The 18593-nt window shown below is 64.2% G+C and carries 16 protein-coding genes and 3 pseudogenes; 5 read left to right on the top strand and 14 right to left on the bottom strand.

Annotation, left to right across the window (positions count from 1 at the left end):
• The first annotated feature begins 32 nt into the window (after positions 1-32).
• From FS665_RS16620 to FS665_RS16610, 3 genes are read left to right on the top strand one after another with little or no spacing between them, the layout of a single operon-like run.
• On the top strand, positions 33-1658 hold the full coding sequence (locus FS665_RS16620; RefSeq protein WP_145190672.1) for a hypothetical protein: 1626 nt from the start codon (positions 33-35) through the stop codon (positions 1656-1658).
• Positions 1655-1957: a YkgJ family cysteine cluster protein gene (locus tag FS665_RS16615; RefSeq protein WP_145190669.1), complete on the top strand. Its 303-nt coding sequence runs from the start codon at positions 1655-1657 to the stop codon at positions 1955-1957. Before FS665_RS16620 ends, FS665_RS16615 begins: the two co-directional genes overlap by 4 nt.
• 13 nt (positions 1958-1970) lie before the next feature.
• A complete protein-coding gene (locus FS665_RS16610; protein WP_145190666.1) occupies positions 1971-2552 on the top strand; it encodes a hypothetical protein in 582 nt (193 codons plus the stop codon).
• Between the two features lie 79 nt (positions 2553-2631).
• Here FS665_RS16610 and FS665_RS16605 read toward each other — a convergent pair whose 3' ends face one another.
• The 12 genes and pseudogenes from FS665_RS16605 to FS665_RS16550 all read right to left on the bottom strand — a co-directional run bounded on the left by FS665_RS16605 (position 2632) and on the right by FS665_RS16550 (position 13633).
• Positions 2632-4587, bottom strand: coding sequence for a response regulator (locus FS665_RS16605; protein ID WP_145190663.1), 1956 nt, complete (start codon positions 4585-4587; stop codon positions 2632-2634).
• Complete coding sequence (locus tag FS665_RS16600) at positions 4577-5440, bottom strand: sensor histidine kinase KdpD (protein ID WP_145190660.1); 864 nt, start codon at positions 5438-5440, stop codon at positions 4577-4579. The genes FS665_RS16605 and FS665_RS16600 overlap by 11 nt, the downstream gene beginning before the upstream one ends.
• Positions 5433-6443 carry an ATP-binding protein gene (locus FS665_RS16595; RefSeq protein WP_145190883.1) on the bottom strand — a complete coding sequence of 337 codons (1011 nt, stop codon included), beginning with the start codon at positions 6441-6443 and terminating at the stop codon, positions 5433-5435. Before FS665_RS16595 ends, FS665_RS16600 begins: the two co-directional genes overlap by 8 nt.
• The gene (locus FS665_RS16590) at positions 6440-6844 is read right to left on the bottom strand and encodes an anti-sigma regulatory factor (protein ID WP_145190656.1); all 405 of its coding nucleotides are present in this window, start codon (positions 6842-6844) and stop codon (positions 6440-6442) included. Before FS665_RS16590 ends, FS665_RS16595 begins: the two co-directional genes overlap by 4 nt.
• Positions 6841-7203, bottom strand: a complete 363-nt coding sequence (locus FS665_RS16585) for an STAS domain-containing protein (RefSeq protein ID WP_145190653.1) — start codon at positions 7201-7203, stop codon at positions 6841-6843. The genes FS665_RS16590 and FS665_RS16585 overlap by 4 nt, the downstream gene beginning before the upstream one ends.
• Before the next feature lie 3 nt (positions 7204-7206).
• Entirely contained in the window at positions 7207-8058 is an 852-nt protein-coding gene (locus FS665_RS16580; RefSeq protein WP_145190650.1) for an STAS domain-containing protein, read from the bottom strand.
• A gap of 529 nt (positions 8059-8587) precedes the next feature.
• Positions 8588-8750, bottom strand: a pseudogene (locus FS665_RS16575) (GABA permease); the annotation flags it as partial.
• A 134-nt stretch (positions 8751-8884) separates the two neighbouring features.
• Positions 8885-9047 (bottom strand): annotated as a pseudogene (locus tag FS665_RS16570) (GABA permease); the annotation flags it as partial.
• A 131-nt stretch (positions 9048-9178) separates the two neighbouring features.
• Positions 9179-9341 (bottom strand): annotated as a pseudogene (locus FS665_RS16565) (GABA permease); the annotation flags it as partial.
• Positions 9342-9476: 135 nt separating this feature from the next.
• On the bottom strand, positions 9477-10868 hold the full coding sequence (gabP, locus tag FS665_RS16560) for a GABA permease (RefSeq protein WP_145190647.1): 1392 nt from the start codon (positions 10866-10868) through the stop codon (positions 9477-9479).
• Between the two features lie 377 nt (positions 10869-11245).
• Positions 11246-12589, bottom strand: a complete 1344-nt coding sequence (locus FS665_RS16555) for an MFS transporter (protein WP_145190645.1) — start codon at positions 12587-12589, stop codon at positions 11246-11248.
• A 93-nt stretch (positions 12590-12682) separates the two neighbouring features.
• Positions 12683-13633, bottom strand: coding sequence for a 2-hydroxyacid dehydrogenase (locus tag FS665_RS16550; protein WP_145190642.1), 951 nt, complete (start codon positions 13631-13633; stop codon positions 12683-12685).
• 99 nt (positions 13634-13732) lie between these two features.
• Here FS665_RS16550 and FS665_RS16545 point away from each other — a divergent pair, with 99 nt between their 5' ends.
• On the top strand, positions 13733-14620 hold the full coding sequence (locus tag FS665_RS16545; RefSeq protein ID WP_145190639.1) for a LysR substrate-binding domain-containing protein: 888 nt from the start codon (positions 13733-13735) through the stop codon (positions 14618-14620).
• A 260-nt stretch (positions 14621-14880) separates the two neighbouring features.
• Here FS665_RS16545 and gudD read toward each other — a convergent pair whose 3' ends face one another.
• Together gudD and FS665_RS16535 are read right to left on the bottom strand one after the other, a co-directional pair.
• Positions 14881-16236 carry a glucarate dehydratase gene (gene gudD / locus FS665_RS16540; protein ID WP_145190636.1) on the bottom strand — a complete coding sequence of 452 codons (1356 nt, stop codon included), beginning with the start codon at positions 16234-16236 and terminating at the stop codon, positions 14881-14883.
• Positions 16237-16251: 15 nt separating this feature from the next.
• Positions 16252-17604: an MFS transporter gene (locus FS665_RS16535; RefSeq protein WP_145190634.1), complete on the bottom strand. Its 1353-nt coding sequence runs from the start codon at positions 17602-17604 to the stop codon at positions 16252-16254.
• A gap of 259 nt (positions 17605-17863) precedes the next feature.
• Here FS665_RS16535 and FS665_RS16530 point away from each other — a divergent pair, with 259 nt between their 5' ends.
• Positions 17864-18562 (top strand): FadR/GntR family transcriptional regulator, encoded by a 699-nt coding sequence (locus FS665_RS16530; protein WP_145190631.1) that lies wholly within the window; start codon positions 17864-17866, stop codon positions 18560-18562.
• Positions 18563-18593: the final 31 nt, after the last annotated feature.

The raw sequence follows: 18593 nt of genomic DNA, 5'->3' as shown, positions 1-18593 counted from the left end.
GCGCCCCTCCCACATTTGCCAAGGACGCCTCCATGCACGCCGCCGCGCGAGATTTCCCCTGGGCCGAAGAGCTCGAGAAAACCGTCATCACCAGCCTCACCACCAGCTTCGGCCTGGACTTCTTGCTGTTCAAGGATAAACAGGGCGGCGAGGTGGACACCATCCACAACGTGCGCAACGGGGTATGGGCGACGGAGGCCGAGCGCCAGCATTTCGAAAAAGAAACTGCCCACTACGACTCGGCGGCCTATCACAGCCACGCCAACTACGTCGCCACCGGCAAGCGCGATAAGGCCAGCCAGGCAGCGGGTACGTTGGTCGACCCGTATCGCAACACCGTCATGCCTGCGCATGAGCAGCGCAACCTCGATCATGTGATCAGCGCCAAGGAAATCCACGGCGATGCCGGGCGCATCCTCGCCGGGCTCGATGGGGTGGAGCTGGCCAATCAGAGCAGCAACCTGCAGACCACTCACGAGACGGTCAACAAGTCAAAGAAGCAAACACCCATCGATGCGTATCTGAACAAGCTACCGGGCTTGATCAGCAACCACGAAAAGTCTCTAGCCGGCGACCGCACGCGCCTTAGCAGCATGCCGAGGGAAACCCCACAGCAGCAGCACGAAGCGCGGGCGCTGGAAGACAAGATCCGCAAGACCGAGAGCAAGATCAAGGAGCTCAAGGCGGTAGACCCAGATGGCATGCGCAAGCGCGATGCCGAGGCCAGGGCACCCTACGACCAGCAGATCAACGCGGCGTACTACACCAGCAGCAAGTTTCTGCACCAGACTGCCCGCGCTTCGGGCGCCGCAGGCCTGGCCATGGGTACGCGGCAAATGCTCGGCCTGGTGATGGCCGAAGTGTGGTTCGAGCTGCGTGAGCAACTGCCCGCGTTGCTGGACAAGCTCAAGCAGCGCTTCAGCCTGGATGCGTTCGTCGACAGCATCAGCAAGACGCTCGACGGCATCTGGAAGCGCGTGCAGGCGCGATTCAAGGATTTTCTGGTGGCGTTCAAGGACGGTGTGTTTGCCGGGGTGCTGGGTAGCCTGACCACCACCGTGTTCAACATCTTCGCCACCACCCAGGCAATGGCGATCAAGATCATTCGCGAGCTATGGGGGCAATTGGTCAAGGCCGTCAAGGTGATGGTCTTCAACCCCGACCAATTGAGTTTCGTCGAACAGTGCCAGGCGGTCACCTCGCTGCTGTCGGTCGGCGCCGCGACGGTAGTGGGCACCATGGCCTATACGCAGCTGGTGCCGCTCCTGAGCTTCCCGTTCGGCACCGAGCTGGCGGCATTCGCCGGTGCCCTGGTCACCGGGGTGGTGACCCTGGGCCTCAACTACTTCCTGCTGCACAGCGCCATGGCGCACAAGCTCTGGGCCTTCATCGAGTCGCTCACGCCCCATGCCGGCAGCGTTCAGGAATTCCAGGCGATCAACGCCGAGCTGGACCGTTACCTGATGGAGCTGAGCCGGCTGGAGTTCAACCTCGACGTGGTGGAGTTGCAGGCGTTCACCGAGGAGCTCGCTGCGTGCAATGACGAGATCCAACGCAGCGCCATCCTGCAGCAGACCGTGACGGCCCGCGGTATCGATCTGCCATTCGAAGTGGGTAACACTGCGAGCACGCGAAACTGGCTGGCGTCGCTGGTATGACGCCTACGCCGTTCCCTTGCACCCAGTGTGGGCAGTGTTGCCGCAATGTGCACTTGGCGCAGCAGACGCGTTACCTGGATCGCGGGGACGGCGCTTGCCGGCATTACGATGATGCCGGCAAACAGTGCCTGATCTACGCGACACGCCCAGAGATCTGCCGGGTCGACCGGCAGTATCAGCTCAATTACGCCCAGCGGATGAGCTGGGACACCTTTGTGCGGTTGAATGTGCACGTGTGCGAGTCATTGCAGAAAAGCGCCGCCCAACCTGCACCTGAGTTATCAATCGATCATGTCTAGCAGCGAGATGTTCATGAGTATTTTCGAGCGATTCAAACAGCTTTCACCGGCATTGAAGATCTTCGCTTCATTGGCATCGTTCTTGAGTAGCGTGGCCGGTATCGCAGCGTTGTACTTCCTGTTCAATCCGATCACCCCCTTCAACCCTGAGCTCGTAGGGCGCTGGAACAGTGACTACGCCTATCCCATCACCGACGGGACCGTGCATTTCAAAGGCCTTACCAACGTTTTCCACGAAGGCAGATACAACGTCTCTGGTGTCATCACCGTCGAAGGCAGTGTCAAACAGCAGCCGTATACGTTCATCTACAACATCGTCGGCGCTGGCAGTTGGACTGCAGACAGCGAGCGGATGTCGATCACGCTGCAAACCATCAATTCGACGCCGAAGAGCCTCGAGCTGTCTGGAGTCGCGATTGATCCGCTGCTGGTCGAGAAAATCACCGGCAAGCCTCTGCCGGGATTGAGTGACGCGATGCCTAGCGGCATGTCCGACGAATACAAGCTGGAGTCCGTGGCAGCTGATGCGGTCGTACTCCAGGCTACCGATCCGTTTGGAAAGCCTTTTCAGATTGAGATGCATCGTGAATCTTGAGAAGTCAGGCGCCCAACTGCTGCTCGTTGATGGGCCTGGTGCGAGCTAATGAAAGAGGGCGTGGACAGGGGCAAGCCTGTTACGCCCCACCACTCCCCGCCCCCACCCCACGCCGCACCTTCTCCAGCAACTCCCCCAACCGAAACGGCTTCACCAGCATATCCATCCCCACCCCAAGGAACGCCTGCCGATCCATCGCCGCATCGGCATACCCGGTCATGAACAGCACCGGCAACCCCGGTCGAAAGATCCGCGCCATGTCCGCCAACTCGCGCCCGCTCAAGGTCGGCAAGCCCACATCGGTCAGCAGCAGGTCAGGCCCCGGATCCTGGCGCAGTAGGTCCAGCGCTTCATCGATGGTCGAGGCCAGCGAGCAGCGGTAGCCGGCATCGGTCAGGGCTTCGGCGACGGACACGCGCACCGAGGCCATGTCTTCGACGATCAGCACGTGCTCGCCATTGCCCTGCACGTCCGCCTGCACCTCAGGCTCGGCGATCATCGCCGGGTCCTGGGTGGCGGGCAGCATCAGGGTCACTTCGGTGCCTTCGCCGAGCACGCTGCGCAGCACCACGTGGCCGCCGGACTGGCGGGCGAAGCCATAGATGGTCGACAGGCCCAGGCCGGTGCCCTGGCCCAGGGGCTTGGTGGTGAAGAAGGGGTCGAAGACCTTGTCCAGCAGCTCGGGCTCGATGCCGCTGCCGTTGTCGCGCACGCTGACGGCCACGTAGGTGCCATCGCTGAGGTTGGGGTCGCCGTGCACCTGGGCGGTGGCGGTGGTGACCCAGATGCGACCGCCCTTGGGCAGGGCGTCGCGGGCGTTGATCACCAGGTTGAGCACGGCGCTTTCCAGTTGCACCGGGTCGACCAAGGCGGTGACCGGCTGCTGCGACAGGTCGAGGCTGAGGGTGATGCGTTCGCCGATGGTGCGGGTCAGCAATTCTTCGAGCGAAGCAACGCGCTGGTTGACGTCGACCGGGCGGGTGTCCAGCGGTTGCTGGCGGGCGAAGGCCAGCAGGCGTTGCGTGAGCACGGCGGCGCTGCTGGCGGAGCTCAGGGCGGCATCCACGTAGCGCGGGACCTTTTCCGTGCGGCCTTCGGCAACGCGCTTGCGGATCAGCTCGAGGCTGGTGATCACGCCAGTCAGCAGGTTGTTGAAGTCGTGGGCGATGCCGCCGGTCAGGCTGCCCAGGGCGTCCATCTTCTGCAGTTGCAGCAGTTGCGCTTCGGTGCGGGCGCGCTGGGCGACTTCCTTGGCCAGCTGGGTGGTGGCGTCGTCCAGGCGCGCCAGGTGCGAGCGCTCGCGGTGGCGGTGCTCGGTGATGTCTTCGACGAACACCAGGCACAGGCCCGGGGTGCGATACGGCGACAACTGCCATTCAGTCTCGCGCGGCTCGCCGTGCAGGCGCATGCCCAGGTTGCCGCGCCAGCGTTTGCCGGCGCGCAGGTGCTGGCGCAGCTCTTCCAGGGCCAGGGCCTGGCCGTCGGCGAAGCACTCGCGCAGTTGCAACGGGTCGCGGTTGTCTTGCACCAGGTGGGCGAACGCGTGGTTGCACTCGTGCACCTTGAGCTCGGCGTCGAGCACGGCGATCGGCGCCGAGACGCCACGGAAAATCTCCTGGAAGCGCGCCTCGCTCTCGCGCAGGGCGCGCTCGCTGTCGCGCACGCGCATCAAGGTGCGCAGGGTGGCGAGCAGCACGTCCGGGTCCACCGGGTGGATCAGGTAGGCGTCGGCGCCGGCGTTGAGGCCGGTGATGATGTCGCCGCTCTGGATCGATGCTGCCGATACGTGGATCACCGGCAGCAAGGCGGTGCGGGTATCCTGGCGCAGCAGCCGGACGATGTCGAAACCGCTCATGTCAGGCAGGTTGACATCGAGGATCAACGCGTCGATCTGCTGCTCGCGGATCAGCGCCAGGCCTTCGCCGCCGGTGCCGGCTTCGAGCACCTCATAGCCATGCACGCCCAAGCGTCGGCGCAAGGCGTAGCGAGTCGCTGCGTTGTCGTCGACGATCAGCAGGCGCACATCAGGTTTCATCGAGGTTCTCCTGGGCCAGGGCCAGCGGAATGGTTACATGAAAGCATGAACCGATCCCTGGCTCGCTGGTGACCCCGACTTCACCGCCCAGCAGCATGGCGAAGCGCTTGCACAGCGACAGGCCGAGGCCGGTGCCGCGTAGACGTTTCTGCAAGGGCGAATCGACCTGGGCGAAGTCCTCGAACAGGGTGTTGAGCAACTCACCGGGGATACCGATGCCCGTGTCGCTGACGGCGAAGCGGATCATGTCCTCGCCTTGCAGCTGCGCAGACACCCTGACCTCGCCACGGGAGGTGAACTTGACCGCATTGGAGATGAAGTTGCGCAGTATCTGCGCAAGCTTCTTGTCGTCGGTATACAGCCGGGGCAAGCCCACCGGCTCTTCGAAGATCAGGTCCACGGCGCTGGCGTCGACGATCGGCCGGAACATGCCGCGCAACGCCGAGAACAGGTCGAACATGTCGAACCAGGCCGGGGAAATGGTGATGCGCCCGGCTTCGATCTTGGCCAGGTCGAGCAGGTCGTCGACCATGTCCGACAGCTCGCGGGTGGCGGTGCTGATGAACGCGACCTGGCGGTGCTGTTCAGCCGACAAGGGGCCGTCCAGCTCGTCGGACAGCAACCCGGTGATGCTCAGGATCGAGCCCAACGGGGTGCGAAATTCGTGGCTCATGTACGACAGAAAGCGGCTTTTCAGGTCCGAGGCCTGGCGCAGTTGCTCAGCCTGGATGTCCAGCTCGGCATACAGCGCCAGCACGCCTTGGTTGGTCTCGTCCAGTTCGGCGCGCAGTGCATCGTTTTCGGCCTGCAAGCGGTCCAGCAGGGCCGCCTGGTCAGGTAAGGGTTCAACCATCAATGGGCTCCAGGTCGACCACCAGCACCGTCACGTCGTCCCGCCCACGGCAGAAGTCGCGGTGCAGGACGGTCGCAATGACGGCCGGGTGGCGATGCACCAGGCCTGGGTAGTCTTCGAGTTTCCAGCGCGACTGCAGGCCGTCGCTGTACATGATCAGCAAATTGCCATTCACCTGAGCGTAGTCGAAGGCCTGGGCCTTGCGATACTGGCTGCCGACGATGCCCGGGTGCGAGGCCAGGCCACGGGCCTTGACGCCATCGACCAGGTTCGTGCCGATGTTGCCGATGCCGAGAAACACCAGGCGCTGGCTGTCGGCATTGTGCTGGGCGATGGCCACCGCCCCGCCGCGCGTGCCGTTCATGGCCTGGTGCATGCGCTCGAGCAGCAACGTCGGGTCGATGAACGGGGCAGCGCCGAAGGCCTGGGCACCCGCCTGCGCTGCCGCCTCGGCTTCCGGGCCGTGGCCGAGGCCATCGATCACCAGGGCGCTCAGGCAGTTGCCGTCGATCGCCACCTGCCAGGTATCGCCACAGGCAGGGTCATCGTGCAGGGCGTGATGGCTGACGCCAATGCGCAGGTCGGTGTGCTCGCCCTTGCGCCGGTACAGGCGCGCGAGGATCACCGAGCCACGCTCATCGGTGTGCACATCGAACACCTGGGCCAGGCGCGCGATGGCGCCCAGGCCGATGCCTTGGGTGCCGCCGGTGGAAAAGCCATCGGTCATGCAGGTGCCGGTGTCGAAGCCTTGGGCGCGGTCCACTGCCAGCAGCTCGATACCGCCGCCACTGGCGCCCGGCACCGCACGCAGGTGCAACTCGCCGCGCTGGGCGTGCTTGAGCACGTTGCTGCACAGCTCGGTGGCCAACAGCGCCACGCGGCCGGCATCTTCGGCGTCGAAACCTTGCTGTTCGGCAAGCCTGTGCGCAGTGCGCCGGGCGTGGCCGACCTGGCTGGCTTCCTCGAGCGGCAACACCAGCGTGCGACTGGCCAGAATGGTCATGCCCATCGCGTGATCGTCACCCGCGTGCCCTCGCCAGGCACGGTGTCCAGCTCGAATTCATGCACCAGACGGCGCGCGCCGGTCAGGCCCAGGCCCATGCCACTGCCCGAGGTCCAACCGTCGGTCAGCGCCAGCTTGAGGTCGGGAATGCCTGGGCCTTCATCGCGGAACACCAGGCGCAGGCCGAGGCGGCCGATATCGTCGAGCACCTCCCAATCCATGTCGCCGCCACCGCCATAGACCACGGTGTTGCGCGCCAGCTCGCTGACGGCGGTGACCAGCTTGGTCAGGTCGACCAGGCGCATGCCGCACTCGCCTGCCAGCTTGCGTGCCAGCTGGCGCGCGAGCACCACATCCTGCTCGATGCGAACCGGCAGGCTGCCGCTGTCCTTGACGATCATGCGCGCCTCACGATCTGGCTGAGCCGCTGCATGCCCCGTTCCACGTTCAGTGCAGTGCTCACGCCGGGCAAGGTCAGGCCCAGTTCGACCAGGGTGATGGCCACCGCCGGCTGCATGCCGACCAGCATCACCTGGGCATCCATGAGGCGCGACAGGCTGGCGATGTCGGCGATCATGCGGCCGATGAAGGAATCGACCATGTCCAGCGCCGAGATGTCGATCAACACCCCGCGCGCCGAGGTGTAGCTGATACGGTCGGTCAGGTCGTCCTGCAGGCGCATGGCCAATTGGTCATGCATGTCGACCTGAATGGTGACCAGCAGAAATTCGCCCATTTGCAGGATCGGAATGCGTTCCATGCTTTATACCCGCTCAGTGAGGGTGACACCCAGACGCGAAAGGGCCAACTTCAGCGCGTCGGCGAGGTTGGCCTTGGTGGTCAGCGTGCCCAGGTCCAGGCCCAGGTGCACGATGGTCTGCGCGATCTGCGGGCGCACGCCGCTGATGATGCAGTCGGCGCCCATCAGGCGGATCGCCGTGACGGTCTTGAGCAGGTGTTGCGCCACCAGGGTATCGACGGTGGGCACGCCGGTGATGTCGATGATGGCGATTTCCGAGCCGGTGTCGACGATGCGTTGCAGCAGCGACTCCATCACGGTCTGGCTGCGCTGCGAATCGAGGGTGCCGATCAGTGGCAATGCCAGCACGCCATCCCACAGCTTGACCACCGGGGTGGACAGCTCCAGCAGCTCTTCCTGCTGACGCTTGATCACCGCCTCGCGGGTGCGTTGGTAGATACGGATGGTGTGCATGCCCATGCTGTCGAGCAGCTCGGAAACCACCCACAGCTGTTCGGCCAGGCGCTCGGGTTCATCGCGGTAGTGGGCCTGGAGCAACTTGAACAATGGCCCCTTGAGCGCCAGGATGAAGTTCACCGTCTGGTGCGAGTCGTGGCCCAGTTGGGCACGGCTGGTGGAGAGCTTTTCCAGGAAGCGTCGAGTGTCGTCCCAGGCCGGCGCGGCGATGTCGCTGCCCGCGTTTGCTTGCAGGCCGTCGATCAGCAGTTGCAGAAACGCCTGGGTTTCCTGATTGACGGTTTGTTCCTTGATGTTGCGCGTGGCACCGCTGGCTTGCAGGCTCGTGGTCCACTCATTGAGCAGCTGTGCCTGGTGGGTCTTCATGCCATCCAACGTGCTGCCGTGCAGTGCTGCCATGTGCCTTTCGCTCCTGTGCGTTGAGGCCAGCATCCCCCTGTGATCGCTGGCCTGCAAAGAATGACATCTTCGCATTCATTTAGTTGTCATTGCACAGAAAGATAGTCGCATTAGGCCATTGGCGGGGCTGCGGGTGTGGGGGGATGCGTGAATCGAGCGCCGCTTGCGCGGCGCATCGCGAGCTATGCTCGCTCCTACGGGGGGGGCTGGGCGGTCACGGCACCAACCGTAGGAGCGAGCGCAGCTCGCGATGCCGCGCAAGCGGCGCTCACTCTCACAGGCGCAAAAATGCCCCCCTCACCCCACCGTACGCACACCCACCGCCTGCGCATGCCCTCGCGAGGTAACGCTACCGAAGGAGGAAATAACGATCGCCAAGCCCAAGGTCGAGCTCACTTCGGCGCGGTGCTCAGGCGTATACATCATCACCGCCAGGATTCTGCGCGCTCACGGCACCAACCGTAGGAGCGAGCGCAGCTCGCGATGCCGCGCGAGCGGCGCTCAATTTCACAAGCGCAAAATGCCCCCCTCACCCCACCGTACGCACACCCACCGCCTGCGCATGCCCTCGCGAGGTGACGATACCGAGGAAGGAAATAACGATCGCCAAGCCCAAGGTCGAGCTCACTTCGGCGCGGTGCTCAGGCGTATACATCATCACTGCCAATGAAGATGATCACTGCCCAGGTCAGCTTGAGCGGCGCATCGCGAGCTATGCTCGCTCCTACGGGGGCTGGGCGCTCACGGCACCAACCGTAGGAGCGAGCGCAGCTCGCGATGCGCCGCGCAAGCGGCGCTCACTCTCACAGGCGCAAAAATGCCCCCCTCACCCCACCGTACGCGCCCCCACCGCCTGCGCATGCCCTCGCGAGGTGACGATACCGAGAAAGGAAATAACGATCGCCAAGCCCAAGGTCCAGCTCACTTCGGCGCGGTGCTCAGGCGTATACATCATCACTGCCAATGAAGATGATCACTGCCCAGGTCAGCTTGAGCGGCGCATCGCGAGCTATGCTCGCTCCTACGGGGGCTGGGCGCCCACGGCACCAACCGTAGGAGCGAGCGCAGCTCGCGATGCCGCGCAAGCGGCGCTCAATTTCACAAGCGCAAAATGCCCCCCTCACCCCACCGTACGCGCCCCCACCGCCTGCGCATGCCCTCGCGAGGTGACGATACCGAGGAAGGAAATAACGATCGCCAAGCCCAAGGTCGAGCTCACTTCGGCGCGGTGCTCAGGCGTATACATCATCACTGCCAATGAAGATGATCACTGCCCAGGTCAGCTTGAGCGGCGCATCGCGAGCTATGCTCGCTCCTACGAGGCGCTGGGCGGTCACGGCACCAACCGTAGGAGCGAGCGCAGCTCGCGATGCGCCGCGCAAGCGGCGCTAAATCTCACAGGCGCAAAAATGCCCCCCTCACCCCACCGTACGCACACCCACCGCCTGCGCATGCCCTCGCGAGGTGACGATGCCGAGGAAGGAAATAACGATCGCCAAGCCCAAGGTCGAGCTCACTTCGGCGCGGTGCTCAGGCGTATACATCATCACCGCCAACGCGCCTGCAATGAAGATGATCACCGCCCAGGTCAGGTACGGGAACAGCCACATGCGGAACTTCAGTTCGGTGTTCTCGCGCTCCAGGCGGCGCCGCATGCGCAGTTGCGAGATGGCGATGACCATGTACACCAGCAGCGCGATGGCGCCGGAGCTGGCCAGCAGGAACTCGAACACGCCTTTGGGCGCGAAGTAGTTGAGCACCGCGATGGCCGCGCCGATCAGCGTGCTGCCGAACACCGCCGCGCGCGGCACGCCGACCTTGGACGTGTGCTTCAGCAGCGCCGGCGCATCACCACGCTTGGCCAGCGAGTACATCATCCGCGAGGCGATGTAGATCGACGAGTTCATGCAGCTGGTCACCGCCACCAGCACCACCAGGTCGACCATGAACGCAGCGTTGGGAATGTTCATGATTTCCAGTGCCCGTTGGTACGAACCCACCACCGCCAGCTGCGGGTCGTTCCACGGCACCACCGAGATGATCACGAAGATCGACAGGATATAGAAAGTGCTGATCCGCCAGATCACCGAACGCGTGGCCTTGGCGATGTTGCGCGACGGGTCGCTGGATTCCGACGCGGCGATGGTCACCGCCTCGGTGCCGATGAAGCTGAACATCACCGTGATGAACGCGCCGATCACCGCCGACCAACCGTTGGGGGCGAACCCGCCGTGCTCGGCGATCAGCCCGCTCAGGCCGCTCACTTCGCGGTTGGGCAACCAGCCCATCAGCGCGGCGAAACCCAGGCCGATGAAGCCGAGAATCGCCGTGACCTTGAGGATGGCGAACCAGAACTCGAACTCGCCGTACTTGGCCACGCTGAACAGGTTGGTCCCCGCCAGCAACAGCACCGAGGCCAGGGCGAAGATCCAGCTCGGGATATCCGGGAACCAGGCGTTGAGCACATGCCCGGCAGCCAGTGCCTCGATCGGGATCACCAACACCCAGAACCACCAGTACAACCAGCCGATGGTATAGCCAGCCCAGCGGCCGATGGCCTGGTCAGCGTAGGTAGAGAACGATCCAGTGTCCGGGTGCGCGACGGCCATTTCGCCGAGCATGCGCATGACCAGTACCACCAAGGTCCCGGCCACGAAGTATGAAAGTATGGTGGCTGGCCCGGCCGCCGCAATGGCGTGCCCGGAGCCTACGAAAAGTCCGGCACCGATGATGCCCGCAATGGACAGCATCGTTACATGACGTGGCTTGAAACCTTGTGCAAGGTTGCCATCAGATCCCACGGTGTTCATTGATCTTGTTCTCTTTTTGCTGACACAAGGAAGGACGGGCAGGCGTAGGCGAAAAATATCTCCTTTGAAATCAATAAGTCGACAGGTTGCCGGTGTGCTGTTGTTGATCTTTGGCACACGTCACAGAGCAAGATGCCGGTGCGGTTCGGGGTTCATTTAAGCCCCGCGAGGCTGTGGGAAATTACACGAGAACGCCTCGGAACTGTTCGATCACGACAGGGCTTTTCCAGAAACGCCAGATGTCGCGAATGGCATGTCCGATCGCGCCACGGGTCCGTCTGGAGCTTTCGTTTTTCATTTGAATGTGTGTCTGGGCAGTCATCATCGGGCACAAAAAAGCCCCGGTCTCCCGGGGCCGCTGTCGCTCAGGCGTCTGCCTACGCCTGCCCAGTCCGCTCGAAGCGCCTGGCCAGCAACAGGTAAGCGAAGATCCCCAGCACGCCATGGGCGGCCACGAACCACAATGCGTTGTTGAACGAGCCGGTACTGGCCACCACGTAGCCGATCACCAGCGGCGTGACGATGCCGGCGACGTTGCCGATGCCGTTGAACACCCCGCCGCACAGGCCGACCATTTTCTTTGGCGCGACATCCGACAGCACCGCCCAGCCTACCGCTGCCAGGCCCTTGCCGAAGAAGGCCAGGGTCATCATGGCGATCACCGCGGCGTTGCTGTCGACATAGTTGGCCAGCACCAGGCTGGTGGACAGCGCCATGCCGATGACGAAGGGTGTCTTGCGCGCCTTGGAGGGATGCACGCCCCGGCGGATCAGGTAATCGGAGACGAAGCCGCCGAGTATGCCACCGGTGAAGCCGCAGATCGCCGGCAGTGCGGCCACCCAGCCGGCCTCCATGATGGTCATGCCGCGGCCCTTGATCAGGTAGATCGGGAACCAGGTGATGAAGAAATAGGTGAGCGCGGTGATGCAGTACTGCCCCAGGTACACCGCCCACAGGTTGCGGCTGGTGAACAGTTGCAGCACTTCGGCGCGGGTCGGCTTGCTCGTGGCGCTCTTGCGCGCTTGCTCGAGGTCGACCAGGGCGCCGCCTTCGCGCATGTAGTCGAGCTCTTCCCGGCTCAGGCCGGGGGCGCTGTGCGGTTCGTGGTACAGGCGGAACCACACCACGCTCAACAGCAGGCCCAGCACGCCCATCCAGACGAATACCTGCTCCCAGCTCAAGGTGTGGGTCATCCACGCCATCAATGGGGCGAACACCACCACTGCCATGTACTGCGCCGAGTTGAACAGCGCCGAAGCCGTGCCGCGCTCGCGGGTCGGGAACCAGCAACTGACGATGCGCGAGTTGGCCGGAAACGCCGGCGACTCCACCAGCCCGAGCATGAAGCGCATGGAGAACAGCGCCACCGCTGCCGACGCTCCGGCCAGGCCCATCCAGCCAACCGTGCCCTGCAGCAAGGTGAACAGCGACCAGAGGATCAGGCTGATGCCGTAGACCCGGCGCGCCCCGAAGCGGTCCAGCAACCAGCCGCCGGGCACCTGGCCGAGGGCGTAGGCCCAGGCGAAGGCCGAGAAGATCATGCCCAGCATCACCGGGTCCAGGCCCAGGTCCTTGAGCACTTCGGTGCCGGTGATCGACAAGGTGGCACGGTCGGCGTAGTTGATCACGGTGATGACGAAGATCAGCGCCAGGACCAGGAAGCGATGGCGACCGACCCCGGCCACGACCGGGGATGCGGCGACGGCGGATTTGCTATTCATAGGACCCTCTTGCTTCTCGTTGGAAGCGATTGTTCTTGTACAGAGAAGGTGTGGCCCGCAGGGCCTGGTGCTACCTGTGCCCGCGCACGGGCCCTACAGGTCGATCACCCGATTGGGCGGTGCGTCACCGCGAAAACAGGCCGCAAGGTTGTCCAGCACCATGCGCCCCATCTCCAGGCGGGTCTGCAGGGTGGCGCTGCCGCGATGGGGTTGCAGGCTAACCTGGTTCAGGTCGCGCAAGGCCGGCGGTACGTAGGGTTCATCGACGAACACATCCAGCCCGGCGCCGGCGATGCGCCGTTCCCGCAGCGCCTCGACCAGCGCCTGCTCATCGACCAGCTTGCCCCGCGCCACGTTGATCAGGTAGCCCTGCGGGCCAAGGGCATCGAGCACGTCGGCCGTGATCAGCACCTGGCCGCCATCGGCGGAGGCGGCGACCACCAGCACATCCACCGAGCGCGCCAGCGCCAGCAGATCGGCCTCGTAGCGGTAGCCGCTCGCCGGTTGTTCGTGGCGAGCGTGATAGGCGATGCGCATGTCGAAGGCGGCGGCACGCCGCGCGATGGCCTTGCCCACTGCGCCCAGCCCGACGATCCCCAATGCGCTGCCACTGACCTTGCGCGCCAGGGGCAGGTTGACCGTCCCCCACAAACCCTCGCGCACCAGCCGCTCGCCCTCGCCGAGCCGGCGCAAGGTGCTGATGATCAGGCCCATGGCCAAGTCAGCGACATCGGCGGTGAGCACGCCGGGCGTGGTGGTGACCTGAATGCCGCGTTCGGCGGCATGGACCAGGTCCACGGCGTCGGTGCCGATACCGCTGATGGCGATGATTTCCAGGGCGGGCAGCTGGTCCATCAGCGCGTTGCCAAGCCCTTTCGCGCCACCGGTGACCACCGCGCGGATGCGTGGGCCGACGGCGTCGAGCAGGCGCTGCGGATCATCGTGCTCATACAAGCGGTGCACCTGGTAGGCGCTCAGCAATTCGGCGTCGATGGCCTCTGGCACGGGCTGGGTGAGCAGCACGTCGATGGGAAGATTGTTCATCGGGAGCATCCGGCAGTTCGAAGACATGAGTCGATGCTAGGCCGGCATTTGATACAGGTCTAATATAGATGCTGGATCGAATAATTCAGGAATTGAATCATGGAGCTGCACCAGCTGCGCTGTTTCGTGGCCGTGGCCGAAGAGCTGCATTTCGGCCGCGCCGCCACCCGCCTGCACATGACCCAGCCGCCGCTGAGCCGGCAGATTCAGCTGCTGGAGCATTCGCTTGGGGTGCTGTTGCTCGAACGCAACAACCGTCAGGCACGCTTGACCTTGGCCGGGCAAAGCTTTCTCGAAGACGCCCGGCGGATCCTCCAGGTGGCCGAGTCGGCCAGCCAGTCGGCAAGGCGCATCGCCCACGGCGAGGCGGGTCGGCTGACGCTCGGTTTCACCGCTGTCGGCAGCTACAGCATGATTCCGCGGCTGCTGGTGCATGCCGGGCAGAGCTTGCCGGATATCGAACTGGTGCTCAGCGAGCGTATTTCCTCGACCCAGGTACACGACCTGGAAGCCGGCCTGATCGATGTCGGCCTGGTGCGCCAGGTGCTGCCCAGCGCGCGGGTGGAATACCTGCCCATCCACCGCGAGCCCTTCGTCGCTGCCCTGCCCGCCGGGCATGCCCTGGCGGGGCGCGAGCGGCTGCGCCCGGCCGACTTCGATGAGCAGCCGTTCGTGATGTACAGCGCCAATGAAGGGCGTTACTTCCACGACCGCATCGCCAACCTGTTCGCCCGCCACCAGGTGCAGCCGCGTTACCTGCATCAGCTGGGGCAGACGCATTCCATTCTGGGGCTGGTCAATGTCGGACTGGGTTGCGCCGTGGTCCCGGCATCGGCCCAGGCCTTGCGCCTGGAGCAGGTGGTGTTCAAGCCGTTGGTGGGGATGGAACAGCAGGCGGAGATTTTTCTGGCTTTCTGCCGCGATAACCCCAACCCGGTACTCGGGGCATTCGTGCAAATGGCGCGGGCGTTTTTCGAGGCGGGTTGATGCTCGGTTTGGCGAGCAGACACAGGCCTGTCATTTCAAAACCCAACGCACTGTTCGTCGGGCCAACTGTCTTGCTCAATTCATCACTCAGCGAGGCACGTGTGGGAGCGGCCTTGTGTCGCGAAAGGGCCGCAAAGCGGCCTCGGCAATGCTTGCTGCGAAGCTGTAATCCTGGGGGCGCTACGCCCCCCTTTCGCGACACAAGGCCGCTCCCACAGGAAAACTGCTCTGGTCTCTAAAGCAACGGTTGCGCTGGATGCTTAACGCACCAGACAAGGCCGCTTGTTATCGAAGCTCCACCCCGGAATCAGGAACTGCATCGCCACGCTGTCATCGCGCGCGCCGAGGCCCATGTTGCGGTAGCACTCATGGGCCTTGGCCAGTTGGTCTTCATCCAGCTCCACACCCAAGCCCGGCCGCTGTGGCACGCGTACGTGACCGTCGACGATCCGCAGCGGGTCGCGCGTCAGGCGCTGGCCGTCCTGCCAGATCCAGTGGGTGTCGATCGCGGTGATCTCGCCCGGCGCCGCAGCGGCCACCTGGGTGAACATCGCCAGGGAAATATCGAAGTGGTTGTTGGAGTGCGAACCCCAGGTCAGGCCCCAGTCGTGGCACATCTGCGCCACCCGCACCGAGCCCTGCAGGGTCCAGAAATGCGGGTCGGCCAGCGGGATGTCCACCGATTGCAGCTGAATCGCATGGCCCATCTGCCGCCAATCGGTGGCGATCATGTTGGTGGCGGTCGGCAAGCCGGTGGCGCGTCGGAACTCGGCCATCACTTCTCGGCCGCTATAGCCGTTCTCGGCACCGCACGGGTCTTCGGCATAGGCCAGCACCGCGTGCTTGTCGCGGCACAGGGCGATGGCCTCTTTCAGTGACCAGGCGCCATTGGGGTCCAAGGTGATGCGCGCCTGCGGAAAACGCTCGGCCAGGGCAGTGACCGCTTCCATTTCCTCCTCACCGCGCAGCACGCCGCCCTTGAGCTTGAAGTCGCTGAAGCCATAGCGCTGCTCGGCAGCCTCGGCCAGGCGCACGATCGCCTCCGGGGTCAGGGCTTTTTCATGCCGTACGCGCAGCCAGTCGTCATCGGCATCGGCTTCGTTGCGGTAGGCCAGCTCGGTCTGCTGACGGTCGCCGATGTAGAACAGATAGCCCAGCATCTTCACCGCTTCGCGCTGCTGCCCTTCACCCAGCAACGCGGCCATCGGCACGTTCAGGTGCTGGCCGAGCAAGTCGAGCAGCGCCGCCTCGATGGCGGTGACCGCGTGCACGGTGATGCGCAGGTCGAAGGTTTGCAGGCCGCGCCCGGCCGCATCGCGGTTGGCGAAGGTCTGGCGCATGGCATTGAGCACGCGCTGGTAATGCCCGATCGGCTGGCCGACCACCAGGCTGCGGGCGTCTTCCAAGGTCTGGCGGATCTTCTCGCCGCCCGGCACTTCCCCCAGGCCGGTATTGCCCGCGCTGTCGCGCAGCACCACGACGTTGCGGGTGAAGTACGGGCCGTGGGCGCCACTGAGGTTGAGCAGCATGCTGTCGTGGCCCGCCACGGGGATTACGCGCAGGTCGGTGACGACGGGGGTGCTGCTGTGAACGGCGGGTTGGGTCTGCATATTCATCAGGGATTCTCGCTGTCAGTGGGTCTGGCCCAAGGCCGACGGGGCCTTGAGGTCATCGCTAGGGGCGCCCTTGGGGCGAATGCGCACGAAGAACACGGCAATCGCCGCCAGCACCGAGGTCACGGCCAGGCCATACAGGCCGCCTTGAATCGACCCGGTCTGCTGTTCGAGCAAGCCGAAGGTGGTCGGCGCGACGAAGCCGCCGAGGTTGCCGACCGAGTTGATCAGCGCGATCACCGCCGCCGCGATGCGCGCATCCAGGTAGCCCTGGGGAATCGGCCAGAACAGCGACGAGGCCGACTTGAAGCCGATGGCGGCGAAGCACACCGCGACGAAGGCGAAGACCGGCCCGCCAGTGGTCGACAAGAACATGCCGATGGCGGCGATCAGCAGCGCCCCGGCCACCCAGGCCTGCTGGAATTTCCAGCGGCTGGAGCCGGCCGCGAAGACGTACATGGCGATGATCGAGATCAGCCAAGGGATCGAGTTGAAAAAGCCGACCTGCAGGTCGCTCAGTTCACCCATGCGCTTGATGATGCTCGGCAGCCAGAATGTCGCGGCGTAGATGGTCAGCTGGATGCAGAAGTAGATCAGGCAGAACAGCACGATCTGGCGGTCCTTGAGCAGGCTCCAGGCCGACGGTTTCACCGCACCGACCGCCTCGCGTTCACGTTGCTCGCGGTCGATGGTCGCCACCAGGGCGTCCTGTTCGGCCCGGCTCAGCCACTTGGCATCATGCGGCTTGGAGTCGAGCCAGAAGAACACGAAGAAGCACAGCGTCACCGAGGCCATGCCCTCGATGAACAGCATCCACTGCCAGCCATGCAGGCCCAGACCCTGGATCTGCATCAGCGCACCGGCCAATGGCCCGGAAATCAGCGAAGCCAGCGCCGAGCCGCTGAGGAAGATGGCAATCGCCTTGCCGCGCTCGGCCCCCGGCAGCCAGCGGGTGAAGTAGTAGATCACGCCGGGGAAGAAGCCAGCTTCGGCGACCCCCAGCAAAAAGCGCAGCACATAGAACTGGGTTTCGTTCTGCACGAAGGCCATGGCGGTCGCCACCAGGCCCCAGGTGAACATGATGCGGGTCAGCCACAAGCGGGCGCCGACCTTTTGCAGCAGCATGTTCGAGGGCACCTCGAACAGCGCGTAGCCAATGAAAAACAGCCCGGCACCGAAACCGTAGGCGGCAGCGCTGATGCCCAGGTCGCTTTCCAGGTGCGGGCGGACGAAGCCGATGTTGACGCGATCGAGGTAGTTGACGATGAACATGATGACGAACAGCGGCAGGACGTGGCGCTTGACCTTGGCCACGGCGCTGGCCAGGGCCTCGCCTTGGTTGCGGGCAGGCGCAGAGAGGGTGTCGTTCACGAGTGAATCTCCCACTAATTGTTTTTGTGCGGGTCGAGTTGTCTGGCAGGGCAGTGAGACGGAGCATATGCCGGCCACAGTTGTACGACAAGATGTCAATCTTCGCTGAAGTGGCAAAGTACAAGCTGATAAATGGTTATTTAGTCGTGAAAATGTCGCGATTTGATCAGTCAGCGGAATTCGCCGCGCAGAAAAAACACGCTGAAATTATTTTTATCCGTTAACTTGTCATACAAGTTGACCGCCTCAAGGATCCGCCATGACCCAGCCCCTGGCCAAGCGCAGCCATAGCCGCACCCACGACCTGGTTTCGAGCCTCACCCAGCAGATCCTGCTCGGCACCCTCAAGCCCGGCGACAAGCTGCCCTCGGAAAACACCCTGGTTCGCGAGCACGGTGTCAGCCGCACCGTCGTGCGCGAAGCGCTGTCGAAATTGCAGGCCTCGGGGCTGGTGGCGCCGCGCCACGGTATCGGCTCGTTCGTCATGGCGCGCCAGGACCCACCGGGGCTGCGCGTCGGCGCCGAAAATGCGGCGAGCGTGCGCGACTTGCTGGAGCTGCGCATTGGCCTGGAAGGCCAGGCCGCCGCCCTGGCCGCCCTGCGCCGTACCGACCAGCACCTGGCGCGCATGCGCAAGGCGCTGGATGACTATCAGGACCTGGCGGCCGCGGGGGACAGTTGCATCGAGGCCGACCGGCGTTTCCATCTGCTGATCGCCGAGGCCACCGGCAACCTGTATTTCAGTGAAATGATGGCGCAACTGGGCAATGGCCTGATCCCGCGCAACCGCATGGCCCTGGCCGAACGCAGCGGCGCCAAGCTGGCGCGCCAGGCGTATCTGGCCAACCTCGAGCATGAGGCGATCCTCAATGCCATTCGCCGGCAAGACGCGGATGCCGCGCGGGCGGCGATCTGCCTGCACCTGTCCAACAGCCGGGACCGGGTGCTTGCGGACTGAAGCCCGCAGGCTGGGGGTTGCAGGCCGCCCC

Origin of the sequence: Pseudomonas sp. URMO17WK12:I11, from assembly GCF_007677725.1 — a bacterium.
GTDB lineage: Bacteria > Pseudomonadota > Gammaproteobacteria > Pseudomonadales > Pseudomonadaceae > Aquipseudomonas.
The sequence above is the reverse complement of the archived record's forward strand: the minus strand, read 5'-3'. Positions and strand labels throughout refer to the sequence as shown.

Coding starts and splice junctions, on each gene's coding strand:
- FS665_RS16620 (WP_145190672.1), top strand. CDS start 33: ATGCACGCCGCCGCGCGAGATTTCCCCTGGGCCGAAGAGCTCGAGAAA.
- FS665_RS16615 (WP_145190669.1), top strand. CDS start 1,655: ATGACGCCTACGCCGTTCCCTTGCACCCAGTGTGGGCAGTGTTGCCGC.
- FS665_RS16610 (WP_145190666.1), top strand. CDS start 1,971: ATGAGTATTTTCGAGCGATTCAAACAGCTTTCACCGGCATTGAAGATC.
- FS665_RS16605 (WP_145190663.1), bottom strand. CDS start 4,587: ATGAAACCTGATGTGCGCCTGCTGATCGTCGACGACAACGCAGCGACT.
- FS665_RS16600 (WP_145190660.1), bottom strand. CDS start 5,440: ATGGTTGAACCCTTACCTGACCAGGCGGCCCTGCTGGACCGCTTGCAG.
- FS665_RS16595 (WP_145190883.1), bottom strand. CDS start 6,443: ATGACCATTCTGGCCAGTCGCACGCTGGTGTTGCCGCTCGAGGAAGCC.
- FS665_RS16590 (WP_145190656.1), bottom strand. CDS start 6,844: ATGATCGTCAAGGACAGCGGCAGCCTGCCGGTTCGCATCGAGCAGGAT.
- FS665_RS16585 (WP_145190653.1), bottom strand. CDS start 7,203: ATGGAACGCATTCCGATCCTGCAAATGGGCGAATTTCTGCTGGTCACC.
- FS665_RS16580 (WP_145190650.1), bottom strand. CDS start 8,058: ATGGCAGCACTGCACGGCAGCACGTTGGATGGCATGAAGACCCACCAG.
- gabP (WP_145190647.1), bottom strand. CDS start 10,868: ATGAACACCGTGGGATCTGATGGCAACCTTGCACAAGGTTTCAAGCCA.
- FS665_RS16555 (WP_145190645.1), bottom strand. CDS start 12,589: ATGAATAGCAAATCCGCCGTCGCCGCATCCCCGGTCGTGGCCGGGGTC.
- FS665_RS16550 (WP_145190642.1), bottom strand. CDS start 13,633: ATGAACAATCTTCCCATCGACGTGCTGCTCACCCAGCCCGTGCCAGAG.
- FS665_RS16545 (WP_145190639.1), top strand. CDS start 13,733: ATGGAGCTGCACCAGCTGCGCTGTTTCGTGGCCGTGGCCGAAGAGCTG.
- gudD (WP_145190636.1), bottom strand. CDS start 16,236: ATGAATATGCAGACCCAACCCGCCGTTCACAGCAGCACCCCCGTCGTC.
- FS665_RS16530 (WP_145190631.1), top strand. CDS start 17,864: ATGACCCAGCCCCTGGCCAAGCGCAGCCATAGCCGCACCCACGACCTG.